The sequence below is a fragment of the Shewanella sp. 10N.7 genome, from assembly GCF_020806285.1.
GTDB lineage: Bacteria > Pseudomonadota > Gammaproteobacteria > Enterobacterales > Shewanellaceae > Shewanella > Shewanella electrodiphila.
In genome coordinates this window covers 1-13,743 of the sequence record NZ_JAJGZS010000038.1, presented here as the reverse complement: position 1 = coordinate 13,743, position 13,743 = coordinate 1, and the positions used below count along the sequence as shown (strand labels likewise).

Genomic DNA, 13,743 nt, shown 5'->3' with positions numbered 1-13,743 from the left:
ATTGTTCTATTTTTGTGTCGACTCTTGAGACTGCTCTTGAGTTTGTTGTTGGGTTTGTTCACTAGTCGGCTCTTGCGATTTTCGCTCTTCCTGATTGGTTTCAACTTCAGGAGATTTGTATAACGGGCCTTTTTGTCCGCAGCCAATAATCGATAGGCTAGCAAGCATTACTAATAAAAACAGTCTCATTTTTCTCAACATCTATGCATATGGGGAGTTATAGCCTTATAATCGCATTCATAACCTAGGAAGTACAAGGATAGAAATACATGGCTATGACAGATACAGAATTTCATCAGTTCGCAGATGAGATGTTCGGCAAGATTGAAAACGCCATCGAAGCGGCTATTGATGAACAAGATGCCGATGTCGATATCTTCGCAAGCGGTAATGTATTGCAGTTAGAATTTGAAGATGGTTCGCAAATTGTCATCAACAAGCAAGAGCCTTTACATGAGTTATGGATAGCTAGCCGCACTGGTGGTTACCATTTCGCGTTTGTTGACGGCAAATGGTTTGATGAGCGTAACAATAGTGAGTTCATGCCTTTTGTTATCGACGCGATTACAAAACAGAGCGGCATTGCGCTATCTATTTAACACCATCGACTTGATGATGCTAAATAAGAATGAATTGAGCTTAAATATCTGAGCTCAATTCGTTCATTGCAATACCAAAAGGTACGACATTCAATTCACCGTCAATCCGTTCCAATTTAAAAAATTGCGGCATATTAAAATAGTGCAGTGATGACTCATCTCGCTCAAAAGCAAAGCTATGACTTTCTTTTTCAACTAATTCTTTCATCGACATATCATCAAATATTTGATGTTTTAATTGATTGAGTTCATCAATGATAAACACATCAAGCGCATCCGGTCGTTGCCTTAAAAAATACTGTTTCGCGCCTTTGGAAATATAAAGTTTAATTACACTAGGGATACTGCGGTAAGGATCTTTTTTTAATACTGCCACTGGCGCCGTCAACTCAGGCTTTTTAAATCGCTCTACTTTTATTGGCGCGACTTTGACGTCATCGCCTTTGAGTTCCTTATATACCATCCCCATTGAATTGAAGAATAACCCAAAGCGTTTATGTGATAACTGTATAGGGTGCATCAAGGCTGAGGACTCTCTTGCTTCATGACAATATTTTACACACAGAGTAAATACTGCCAATAACGCATCGTTGATTTGTTTTTTTAATCGTTCTGCGCAATTAACCACTTGAATATCAACTTGCTCAGGCGTGCCTTTTAAGCCTAAAGCGATAAACGCTAGGGCTTCTAGTAAACCTTGTTCGCCTTTAAAACGATGACATTGCCATTCGCCCCAGCTATTGAGGCAAATTAAATCAATCGTAGACAGCATGTTTTGTTGCTTTTTACCTAAGGAAAACACATTGCCATTCATATAATCGATCATGATTTCTTGGCCTTGCCATTTTAATGTGGGATCGCCATCCACATTGGCAACGACAATGACTTTTTTGTAAAAATACGGCTGGCACAACTCGGCTTTGGAAACTTTATTGGTTGTCGCTAATAAAGGCACTAAGCGACTGGCCAGGTCGGTTAACGCACTCGAGCGGTGCTTTTTACGGCCATATTCTTGCCAATGTGTGTCGGCTGCAGAAATCCCATTCATCGCTGACCAAGCAATCAATGCTGTGGGCGTATCTGCTTTGATAATAGATGACTCTCCAAGCAGCTGACCTGATTTTAATGGTTGTCGATAAAGGTAATAGCGCGACTCTTTGAGGCTATGAATAATGGTCATATTCGGTTCAAACACCGAACGACTCCATAGCTTGTTTAAAGGCAATAATTGATGCTCGTCATCACTAAAGTAAGTATGGAGTTTACGCGCCAGCATGCCGAGTTCTTCAACTCTAAAGCGATCACTCAATGCTTGTTTTGAGGCAAACTCTAAAAGGGTGCGATAACTGATTAATAGCAGTTCATTGAGCTGTTTGTTAAACAACTTTAATTGACCGGAATGCCAATGTTGGCTGTTGTCTAAGGTTTCTAATAAACTTGGTGGCCAGTTCCAGTCATTAACTAATTGCTGCATTTTATTGCGTCGCCAATCATTGCCGACACACGCATTGGTTAAATTCACACCACATTTAAGATAAAAGCAACGTCGGACAATTTCTAAACGCCTGATATCATGCTTAGCTAATAAGTAGCTTTCAATACGTTGGTATAAAATAAGGTAAGCGTCATTAGATTCAGAAAAATCACCTTGCTCACATTGTTGCCAAATTTGCGCAGTAATGAAATGAGACTCTGGATAATCAGCAGCATACGTTTCTAACAACAATACTTTAAGCAGCGCTTTATGGGGTTTGTTTAAGCCTTTATACAATTGCCATAAGGACGCACCAAAATACTCAGTTGCTGGCATGGATTGCACGTCGCCTAAAAATAATACCGATTCATCTTGATTAGAGTTAGGCCACCATCCAACGGTTTTTCCCGCCAAACGTATGTGGGAGCGATAAAATTCTTCTAACAATAACCAATGCTGGGTACTGCCGCTGTGCTCTTCACCTAACGAGCTATAACAGTTTTCAAAGGCACTGCACTCGCGAAATTGTAATGGGTGAACCAGATAAAAGTTAACTTCAAAGTCTAAAGAAGCAAACCATTGAGTCAATGCTGTGGTTTTCTCGGTAATTAAGGTTAAATCTGCATTGCTCAAGTTGGCCTTATACACTAGCCATACATCAACATCACTTTTAGGGTTTTGACCAAAGCTTGCCGTGCTGCCCATGGCATAAATGCCTTCAAAAGAACAAGGTTCTGCGGCGTTTGAAGTCAGTTTAGGCAAATTAAAAACATCACATGCCGAAAGTGATTTTGTAGAATCCTGGTATTGATTGATACCGAATGGCGTTAATGCTGAATTGCCACCAGGCAATTGCGGGTGATGATGCTGAATAAGGTAAGCAATGAGATCAAACAGGTTTTGCTGTTTTGGTGACAACAGAGATTGAGCTCGTTCATAGCGAACGAGATTAAGTTGGTTGGCAATTTCAGCTGAGCGAGGCACTTTTTCTATCAAGGCTTCCATCCTTGTACTATCACCTTACGACTTATTCACACACACATTTAAGTAAACACTCGCTTAAATTAGGGATAAATTCATTAGCAATAACTTGTTCATGGTATCACTTTTATTTAAATACGCCAGTAAATGAGATCTACGTCACAAAAAAAAGATGTGCATAGTTCAAACAATCGCTATCGGTTTGTTACATAAGCCCACAGGCAATGTTAGCATTGTCGCAATTAAGTCTATCGATGGAACTCTCTAGCATGTCTCAAAATGTTATTCGTATCGCTACTCGTAAAAGTCCACTGGCTATGTGGCAAGCTGAATTCGTTAAAGCTGAACTTGAACGTATTCATTCAGGTTTAACGGTTGAACTTTTGCCAATGAGCACTAAAGGAGACGTTATTTTAGATACGCCTCTTGCTAAAGTGGGTGGTAAAGGTTTATTTGTTAAAGAGCTTGAAGTTGCCATGCTTGAAGATCGCGCAGATATCGCTGTGCATTCAATGAAAGATGTGCCAGTAGATTTCCCTGAAGGGTTAGGTTTACAAGTTATTTGTGAACGTGAAGATCCACGTGATGCATTCGTATCTAATACCTACAAAACAATTGCAGAATTACCGCAAGGTGCTGTAGTAGGTACTTCTAGTTTACGTCGTCAATGCCAAATTCGCGCTGCCCGCCCAGATCTTGTCATCAAAGACTTACGCGGCAATGTAGGTACACGTTTAGCTAAACTAGACAGTGGCGATTACGATGCCATTATCCTTGCAGCAGCTGGACTTATTCGTCTTAAATTAGATGAGCGTATTGCTAGCTTTATTTCTGCAGAAGATTCACTACCAGCTAACGGTCAAGGTGCTGTAGGTATTGAATGCCGTATGAATGACGAACGTGTTAAAGCACTACTTGCTCCACTTGAGCATTTAGAAACTCGTTACCGCGTACTTGCTGAGCGTGCTATGAACACTCGCCTTGAAGGTGGTTGTCAGGTGCCAATCGGTGCTTATGCTGAAATCGAAGGTGATACCTTAAGTTTACGTGGTTTAGTGGGTAACCCTGATGGTAGTCAAGTCATTGAAGGCGCTGTATCTGGACTTAAAACTGATGCTGTTGCACTAGGTGAAGCACTAGCTGAAGATTTACTAAGCCGTGGCGCAAAAACTATTTTAGACGCTGTTTACAACAAGTAATCAGGCAAAGTCAAAATATGAAAGTCTTGCTAACGCGCCCAGAAGGGCGCAATCAAGCGATGGCTGAGCAGCTTAAAAATAAAGGCGTCGACTTTATTGTCACGCCTTTATTAGCTGTTGCTGCAACACTCTCCCCTATTGAAGCCCATCAACTCTCTCAAGCTGACAGTATTATTTTTATCAGCACCAATGCAGTTCATTTTGCCGCTCAATCACTTAAAGGTCAGTTTCCAAATTGCCGCTACTACGCTGTCGGTCAAGCGACTGCTGATGCATTAACCCAATACAATATTCAAGCTGAAGTTGCCCCTGAAAACAGCCAAGATAGTGAAGGGTTGCTCTCACTTTCGTCACTTGCTGAGATCCAACATCAGCGAATTATCATCGTCAGAGGGGTTGGTGGTAGAGAAACCATTGCAGAAAAATTAACCTTAAGACAAGCTAAAGTTAACTATTGGGAAGTTTACCAAAGAGTTATGCCAAAGCTTGATGCACAAAGCGTTTGCAGCCACTGGCAGGCAGCCCAAATAGACACAATTGTGGTCACCAGCGGCGAAGTCCTTGTTAATCTAATTAATCTTGTGCCAAAAGAGTTATTTGCATGGTTGCAATCATGTCATATCATAGTCCCAAGTCACCGAGTGGAACAAAGGGCAAAAACAGCAGGACTTTGTCACGTCACTAATGCTAATGGCGCGAATACTCAAGCTGTTTTACAGGCGTTATCTCTTTAATCATTAAAGCAAAGTCTGTTATTTGCGATCTTGTTTAATCCTGCCAGACTTGTACCCTATCACTCGATATTTATGTCGCGCAGTAAATGGTCGCACTAGTAAATAGCCACACTAGGCACTCAAGGACAGCTCATGGAAAACAATAAGCAAGACTCAAGTCAAATAAATACCAAGGATTCAACCGCTGAATCAGTGAATAATGAGGCTGAGTCTTCAACTGAACTTGAAACCAGTACCACTCCAAGTACTAAGCAAACGGCTCAATCAACTCCCCCCTCATCAACTAAGATCGTCGATACTGAAAGTCATAGTGACGATGCAGCATCTACTTCAAATAGAAAAAGTTCGTGGTGGGTAAGATTGAGCATTTTATTATGCCTCATCATTGCACTCGCTGGCATTGGCATTAGTTACCTGTTGCTCGTTGAACTTGAAAGCCAAAAAATTGAACTGCAAACTAAAAATCAGCAGACTCAAGCTATCAGCAATGAAGTGACTGAAGCCCTAATAGAGCCCAAAAGACGTATCGCTGAGTTAGAAATACAACAGCAAAATGATAGCTTGGCTTACCAGCAGCAAAATCAACTGGCTAAATCACATCAACAATTACAAGAGCGTGTGGCCACTATTGCCCAACGCAATCCAAACCATTGGATGGCATCGGAAGCTGAATACTTAGTCCGTATGGCGGGAAGAAAGCTATGGCTTGAAAATGACCCTAAAACAGCGGCCAGCCTATTAAGTTCTGCGGATGACCGTATTGAAGCAATGAAAGATCCTGCACTGCTACCTATACGCCGAGCTCTTGCCCACGACTTAGCCAAAACCAATGCGATTAAAACCACAGATGTAGCCGGTACTATCTATACTATCGATAGTATTTTAATCCAGCTGGATAGCTTGCCGTTAAACCGCGCTAAAGCGCAGTCAGCAGAAGACTTGGCAGAGCAGCATGTAATAACGGATTCGTTAGATGATTGGCAAAGTAACCTTGCTAAAACCTGGCACTCAGTCACCGATGGGTTCATTACTATTCGTAAACGCACCACAGATTTAGAGCCGTTACTGGCCCCAGATCAACAATGGTACTTAATTGAGAATATTCGCAATAAACTCTTACAGGCGCAACTTGCTTTATACCAGCATGATGAAGTGAACTACCGACAATCAATTGGGTTCGCTCGAACTTGGATTCAACAATATTTTGATTTAGAAGAAACCAAAACTCAAGAAGCAATGACAGCGTTAGATGCGTTAATCACTGTCAAAATTGAGCAAGTTAAACATACCAATTTTGAGTCAACTCGATTGTTACAACAACTGATTACCTTTGGCTCATTGGTTCCAACTGAGGAACCGCAGTTATGATTAAAGTTCTGGCCTATGTCATCATCATTTTAATTGGTTTTTGTATTAGTCCGTTTATTATCGGAAATACAGGTTACGTATACATTGCTGCTGGTGAATATCAAATTGAAACCAGTTTAGTATTTGGCCTACTGGGCTTAGTATTGTTTTACTGCGCATTACAGTTAGTAGAATGGCTGATTATTTTCTTACTTAATGTGGTCATTAATAGCCGGTATTTACCTGAAAGGTGGCGCAGAGAAGCAGCTAAAAAATATACCCTTCAAGGCGCACTCGCACTGGCTGAAGAAGATTGGCCAAACGCAGAAAAAGCCATGGCAAAAGGTGCAGCAAAAGGCGAACTACCAGCTTTAAACCTTTTTGCTGCCGCAAGAGCTGCTCATCATCAGCTTAATACTGACGCCCGTGATAAATATTTAGCCGAAGCAGCTAAAGATCCATTAACTAAAACAGCGGTCAATACCTCGAAAACGCGCTACTTAATTCAACAAGGGAATCTCGCCGAAGCCAGAGCAGAGCTCGATTCATTAAACCCAACAAGTAAAAGTAAAACACCAGTATTGAAGCTAGCGCTAGACCTTTATCAGTTGCAACAAGACTGGCAAGCCTTAAAAATTCTATTACCCGCTATTCGCAAACGCCAAATAGTGTCAGAGCAACAATGTACTGATGTTGAGCATTTGACCAATACAGCATTGTTAAATGCGGCAATAGAAGCCAACGAACAAGAATTAGAGAAGAGTTGGCATTGGTTGAGTAAAGCGGAAAGAAACCAAGCTAAATTGATTGCGATATACGCTCGCGGTCTATGCCAATACGATAGCAAAAAAGATGCTTTAAAGCTCATCACTAAGAGTCTTAAAGCTGAACCTGATCCTGCAATACTGTCTGTATTACCTTTAATCCTTGATTCAGAAGATGAAGATGTTAGAAAGTTATTGCTGCGTTTTGAGCAAACACACGAACATGATGCTGAATATCAAATATGTATGGCTAAATTAGCTCAGCAAAAACGCGATATTAAATCAGCTAAAAAACATTGGTTACAGGTTTGCGAGATCGTCCCCAAACGTGAAAATTGGTTAGCACTCGCTCAAATTCAAGAGCAGCTTGGCGAAAATACAGCTGCATTACAAAGCTATCGCAAAGCAGCTAATTCTACTGAATAATATTCAGAAAACCGAATATTTAACTAAACAAAAAACCTGTCATTGGCAGGTTTTTTTATATCTATATCGATCTAAACCCTCGTTTGAATCGTATAAATTCTCCTCTAATTCAGCAAATTGTTCTCTTCATACTTTATTATTAAATCTGTAACAATTTCGACTAATTACTCAGTAATGTTGATTTAACAAGTAAAAATTAATTTTAAAATCTTTTCATTACCTTACCTCTAATTACACAGAGGTCAAAAAATTGACCATCGGTACATATAACGCTAAAATTGTTACATTACGGCTAATGTTTCTCGCTGACTTTGTAACGAAAAATATAGCAATGTGATTTTTTATGCAGCAAATGTAAATACATTGCTAAATAGGGTTTTGGAGTTAAATATGAGTTCTGTTGTAACGAATAAAAATGGTGTTTTGAGTTCAGCTAATGGTGATATTTCGCTTACCATCAATGACCAAACAAAAAGTATTCTTCCAGGGGAATCAATTCCTGCTGGAGCAGAACTCCATTTTGCAGATGGCTTGGCATTCGTAGTCACGTTTGATGACGGCACTATTTTAAATGGTGATGAGGTCAATACAGAGCAAACAGATACTAGCACAACAGATGATTCAGTAGCTCAATTTTCAACGGAGATGAGTCCTGAAGAACTCGCTGAGATTGAAGCCTTACAAGCACTTATTCTTTCAGGTGAAGACCCAACCGAAGAATTACCAGAAACAGCTGCTGGTGAAACAGCGGGTAATGAAGGAGGTAGCGACTTTGCTTCTCTTGCTAGGGAAGGTTCAGAAACCATTGCCACCGCAGGCTTTGATACATCTTTTGAAGCTCCAGACCCAATAACAGCAAACTTGTCGTTAGGTGACGAAGGGGTTAATGCATTAATCAATAACAATTTTAATGTTGCTCAGTTCACCGATAATTTTGTTAATGGTGTTTCTTTCACTACTTCTTCTGGTTTGTCTGGTTTTACCGGTGATTTCGGTTCTCCTGGTTCATTTGCATATTTACCCGGTGATACTATTACTTTCATGGTCGGTGGTGTAACCATTGCCACATTCAGCGCTGATGTAATTCAAGGCGATATATTATTTTTGCAAGATATTGCCGGGACATTATTGTCCGACACGAATATGGATTACGTCGAGAACATGGCTATTTTTTTACAAGCCTTGGACAACGACCTAACTGACGGTGTAGACGATGGAATACTTAACACTAATAGTTTGGTCAATATTGAAGATAGCTACGCCACCAATATCAATATCCTACTATCTGTTCATGAAGCCTTAGCAAATTACATTGACCCAACTACAGGTCAGTCTCTAAATATCGCCACAGCTGGTAAAGAAATGATTTCACAGGTTCTTGCAGAACTAGGGATTATTTTTACTCGTGATACAGAAAGACAAGATAATGAGCAGAACTTGTTTGAAACTATCGCAATGGAGCACGTCGCAGATACTATTGATGACATTGCTGGCGATAGAACACCTGATGAGCACGATGAACGTACAATCGATACTCTCGAGGTTCCTGGTGGGCTAATTACCTACAACTATAACGAATTAGACGGTCAGATTACTTTTTCGGCTAATGATTTACTTGAAGGTGCTGTTGGCCAGCAAGTGATCGATCAAAACTTGCTAGTGAGTAATGTCCGCCTCAGCGCTGCATTTGAAGATATTGGTACCTTGCAAGATTTGGGCGACGGCAATTATGTCATCATCTTGAATGAAGGCATTACTCAATACGACCTTGAAGGGTTAAGTATTGATTACCGCGTAGAAGATTGGACCGTATTCAGAGACGTTAGTTCTGCCACTCAAGATCAATACAAATCGCATTTATCTGCTGAAATTCCTGATGTGTTTGAAGATGTTGGATTTAACCAGTTTACTTTAAATAGTGAGCTGACTTTTGAAGATGACCAAGCACTTTCTATTATCTTTACCAGCGAGTTATTAAGTGAACAGCTAGGTTACCCAATTGCAGAATATGCCGATGATTATTTAGTCCCATTAGAGTACTCCAATGATGGTGGCCTAACTTGGCAAACCATGACAGTTACAGGTATTGATACCAGTGGTGACTTAGCGAGACCTATCTTTGGTTTCACCCTTGAAGCGGGTAATGATAGTGTGATGATCCGCGTCCCTATTTTTGATGACGCTATTATTGAGCCTACCGAATATTTCAATGCTGTTGTTACTGGTGAGAACGTCTACGATGAAGAGCTAGAATTTGCCATTTTTGATAATGATGGTGAAGGTTCGAATTTACCGGTTGTTGATATTGATTATGCTGTAGTAGTTGAAGGAATGGAGTTTGCTTTATTCACCCTCACCTTGAGCGAACCTAGTACTGAAACGATTACTCTTGATTACAGCTCAGAAGAACTGACCGCTTTATTTGGTGAAGATTTTATCAATGTCAGCGGTACCGTTACATTCTTGCCTGGTGAAACAACTGCATATATCACTGTACCAATTGTCGATGACTTAATTGTTGAGGATAGCCCTGAATTTGCACTAATTAATTTATCTAATGTCACCAATGCTGTTTTAGGTGATACCCAAGCAACTTTACGTATTTATGACAATGACTTACCTGATAATACCGCTATCGCGTTAGATATCGATCCTGTTACAGGTGATAACATACTTACACCAGATGAAAGTACAGGCACAGTGACCATTACTGGTACTGTCACCGCCGATGCGTCAATCACTACCGGTATTATCATGCTGACCATAAATGGTCAGGAATACCAAGCAATCATGCAATCTGACGGGACATTCTCTGTCGAGGTCGACGCGACGGATCTAGTCAATGATGTTGATACAATTATTGAAGGTATTGTTTACGGTTATGGTGCAGATGGAGCCAAAGGCACTGCTACAGCAACTGAAGATTACGACATCCCAACCGAAGCGCAGAATGATGCAATCGTCATCGCAGAAGACACGGTTGCAGAAGGCAACGTATTAGATAACGATTCAGACACTGACGATGTTTTAAGTGTTGTCAGCTTTGAAGTTAATGGCGAAACCTATAATGCTGGTGACTCAGTCACTTTAGAAGAAGGTGTGTTGGTTTTAAATAGCGACGGTAGCTATTCATTTACACCAAATGCGGATTGGAATGGCCAAGTTCCTGTTATTACGTACACAACTAATACCAATGTCACTGCAACACTGACCATTGAAGTAACGCCTATTGCTGATGGCGCTCCTGGTGTGGTTATTAATACTGATACCAATAACGATGGCATTATCAGCGAAGAAGAATTAGCAGGTAATACTGAAGTTTCTGTAACGATTGATCTAACAACAACTGGTGCACAGCCTGGTGATACCTTAGTTGTTAACGGTCAGGAAATTATTCTAACCCAAGAAGATATTGATAATGGTTCAATAGATTTAACGCTGCCAGCCCCTGCTGAAGGTGAAACGATTGAAGTAGTAGCAACCATTATTGATAGTGCCGGTAATATAAGTCCTGAAGGTTCCGATAGTGCATTACTAGATACCGTCCCTCCAGTGATTACCGTTGTCGCTCCAGATAATAGTAATGATGATACGCCAACTATTACAGGTTCAACAGATGCTGAACCAGGTAGTACTGTCACTATCGTTGTCACTGACAGTGAAGGCAATGAGCAAGTACTCGAAGCCATTGTTGATGAAGATGGAAATTACCAAGTTGACGTAGCACAACCTTTGGCTGATGGTGATTACACTGTTGTTGCAGAAGTCACTGATCCTGCAGGTAATACAGCTACAGATAACGACGATGGTCAAATAGACACTATCGCTCCCGTTATTACTGTAAATGCACCTGATAATAACATCGACACTACTCCAACAATTACGGGGACAACTGATGCTGCTCCGGGAAGCACGGTTACGCTTACGATTACTGACCACGAAGGTAACGAACAAATCTTAGAGGCGATTGTTAACCCTGACGGTAGTTACGAGGTTGATGTAGCTGAGCCATTAGCTGAAGGGGAATATAACGTAGTCGCGGTTGTTACAGACCCTGCTGGCAACTCTGCAAGTGCTAATGACACTGGAGATATAGACACGACAGCTCCAGAGATCACCGTGAGTGCACCTGATAATTCAGCTGATACGACACCAACGATTACTGGTACGACAGATGCAGAACCAGGCAGTACAGTCACAATTATTGTCACTGACAGTGCAGGCCAAGAACAAATAATCGAAACCATTGTAAACCCAGATGGTACTTATAGCGTTGAGGTTCCTTTACCATTAGCCGAAGGCGATTACACTGCTGTAGCAGGCGTTTCTGATAGTGCTGGTAATGGTGCCTTTGCAGAAGACAACGGCGATATAGATCTAACGCCACCAACTATCACTGTTAGCACTCCTGATGATGCAAGTGATAATACTCCTCTAATCACTGGGACAACTGATGCAACTCCAGGCAGCACCGTTACCTTAGTTGTAACTGATAGCAATGGTGTTGAGCAAACCATCGAAGCAATTGTGGAACCTGATGGCAGCTATCAAGTTGAAGTACCGAATGAGCTGTCAGAAGGTGATTACTCAGTAATAGCCGAAGTGACAGATCCTGCTGGAAATACAGCAACTGCAAATGATACTGGTGAAATTGATGCTATTGACGGTGCCCTATCGGTCGATCTGATCATTGATGCCTCTAACCAAGGTGACATCACAGGTACGTCGCAAGATATTCCAACAGGTGGCACAGTCACCTTAGTTATCAGCGATGCTGCAGGCAATGAAATCACTATCGAAAACATTGCAGTAAACGCTGATGGCACTTATTCAGTTGATGATGTGGACTTATCGACATTAGTTGATGGCGAAATCACCGTGGTTGCGACAGCAACCGATTCAAACGGTAATGCCCTGTCAGCCAATGACACTGAAGATTTAAATGCTGTCGATGCTGAGTTAACAGTCGATCTAGTTATCGACGGGTCTAACCAAGGTGACATCACAGGTACGTCACAAGATATTCCTGCTGGCAGCACAGTCACGCTAACCCTGACTGATAGCGCTGGTAACACCATTGTTATCGAAGATGTGATTGTCAATGCTGATGGTACTTACTCAGTTGATGATGTCGACTTATCTGCTTTAGTAGACGGTGATATTACTATTGTCGCCACTGCAACAGACGCTAACGGCAATCCACTCACAGCCAACGATACTGAAGCATTAGATGCGACTGCGGGCTCAATTGATGTGGCTATGACCATCGATGATGGCGCAGAAACCGCTGCCATTTCAGGTACCACTACTGATGTCGCGCCAAACAGCACAGTCACCCTAACCCTGACTGATAGCGCTGGCACAGTGCAAGTCATCACCGGCGTCACCGTTGATGCCAATGGCGATTACAGCATTGATGGCGTAGATATTTCAGGCTTAGTTGATGGTGACATTACTGTTGATGCTCAAGCAGTCGATCAAAACGGTCAAACCGTGACGGATGCTGACACCGACAACATGGACGCGACTGCGGGCTCTATTGATGTGGCGCTGACCATCAATGACGGCGCAGAAACCGCTGACATTTCAGGTACCACCACCGATGTGGCGCCAAACTCAACTGTCACCCTAACGCTCACCGATAGCGCTGGCACAGTGCAGGTCATCACTGGCGTCACTGTTGATGCCAATGGCGATTACAGCATTGATGGCGTAGACATTTCAGGCTTAGTTGATGGTGACATTACTGTTGATGCATCAGCAGTCGATCAAAACGGTCAAACCGTCACTGATGCTGACACCGATAACATGGACGCCACTGCAGGTTCAATTGATGTGGCCCTCACCATTAATGACGGCGCAGAAACCGCTGACATTTCAGGTACCACTACCGATGTCGCGCCAAACTCAACCGTCACCCTAACGCTCACCGATAGCGCTGGCACAGTCCAAATCATCACCGGCGTGACCGTTGATGCCAATGGCGATTACAGCATTGATGGCGTAGACATTTCTGGCCTAGTTGATGGTGACATTACTGTTGATGCTCAAGCAGTCGACCAAAACGGTCAAACCGTGACGGATGCTGACACCGATAACATGGACGCCACTGCAGGTTCAATTGATGTGGCGCTCACCATCAATGACGGCGCAGAAACAGCTGACATTTCAGGTACCACTACTGATGTCGCGCCAAACAGCACAGTCACCCTAACCCTG

Annotated in this window: 8 protein-coding genes; 6 read left to right on the top strand and 2 right to left on the bottom strand. The window is 42.0% G+C overall.

What is annotated here, in order from left to right:
* Positions 1–6: 6 nt before the first annotated feature.
* Positions 7–189: an LPS translocon maturation chaperone LptM gene (gene lptM / locus LMH66_RS18795; protein WP_420709440.1), complete on the bottom strand. Its 183-nt coding sequence runs from the start codon at positions 187–189 to the stop codon at positions 7–9.
* A gap of 80 nt (positions 190–269) precedes the next feature.
* On the opposite strand from lptM, the gene cyaY reads away from it, so the two are divergent.
* Positions 270–599 (top strand): iron donor protein CyaY, encoded by a 330-nt coding sequence (gene cyaY / locus LMH66_RS18790; protein ID WP_229372261.1) that lies wholly within the window; start codon positions 270–272, stop codon positions 597–599.
* A 40-nt stretch (positions 600–639) separates the two neighbouring features.
* On the opposite strand, the gene LMH66_RS18785 is transcribed toward cyaY, so the two are convergent.
* Entirely contained in the window at positions 640–3,078 is a 2,439-nt protein-coding gene (locus LMH66_RS18785; RefSeq protein ID WP_229372259.1) for a class I adenylate cyclase, read from the bottom strand.
* A 245-nt stretch (positions 3,079–3,323) separates the two neighbouring features.
* On the opposite strand from LMH66_RS18785, the gene hemC reads away from it, so the two are divergent.
* From hemC to LMH66_RS18760, 5 genes are all read left to right on the top strand, one after another.
* Positions 3,324–4,253, top strand: coding sequence for a hydroxymethylbilane synthase (hemC, locus tag LMH66_RS18780; RefSeq protein WP_229372257.1), 930 nt, complete (start codon positions 3,324–3,326; stop codon positions 4,251–4,253).
* A 17-nt stretch (positions 4,254–4,270) separates the two neighbouring features.
* Entirely contained in the window at positions 4,271–4,987 is a 717-nt protein-coding gene (locus tag LMH66_RS18775; RefSeq protein WP_229372255.1) for a uroporphyrinogen-III synthase, read from the top strand.
* Between the two features lie 132 nt (positions 4,988–5,119).
* Positions 5,120–6,355, top strand: a complete 1,236-nt coding sequence (locus LMH66_RS18770) for a uroporphyrinogen-III C-methyltransferase (protein WP_229372253.1) — start codon at positions 5,120–5,122, stop codon at positions 6,353–6,355.
* On the top strand, positions 6,352–7,524 hold the full coding sequence (locus LMH66_RS18765) for a heme biosynthesis HemY N-terminal domain-containing protein (RefSeq protein ID WP_229372251.1): 1,173 nt from the start codon (positions 6,352–6,354) through the stop codon (positions 7,522–7,524). The genes LMH66_RS18770 and LMH66_RS18765 overlap by 4 nt, the downstream gene beginning before the upstream one ends.
* A 390-nt stretch (positions 7,525–7,914) precedes the next feature.
* On the top strand, positions 7,915–13,743 hold a 5,829-nt coding region (locus LMH66_RS18760), incomplete at its 3' end, for an Ig-like domain-containing protein (protein ID WP_229372249.1).

Coding starts and splice junctions, on each gene's coding strand:
- LMH66_RS18770 (WP_229372253.1), top strand. CDS start 5,120: ATGGAAAACAATAAGCAAGACTCAAGTCAAATAAATACCAAGGATTCA.
- lptM (WP_420709440.1), bottom strand. CDS start 189: ATGAGACTGTTTTTATTAGTAATGCTTGCTAGCCTATCGATTATTGGC.
- LMH66_RS18775 (WP_229372255.1), top strand. CDS start 4,271: ATGAAAGTCTTGCTAACGCGCCCAGAAGGGCGCAATCAAGCGATGGCT.
- cyaY (WP_229372261.1), top strand. CDS start 270: ATGGCTATGACAGATACAGAATTTCATCAGTTCGCAGATGAGATGTTC.
- LMH66_RS18765 (WP_229372251.1), top strand. CDS start 6,352: ATGATTAAAGTTCTGGCCTATGTCATCATCATTTTAATTGGTTTTTGT.
- hemC (WP_229372257.1), top strand. CDS start 3,324: ATGTCTCAAAATGTTATTCGTATCGCTACTCGTAAAAGTCCACTGGCT.
- LMH66_RS18785 (WP_229372259.1), bottom strand. CDS start 3,078: ATGGAAGCCTTGATAGAAAAAGTGCCTCGCTCAGCTGAAATTGCCAAC.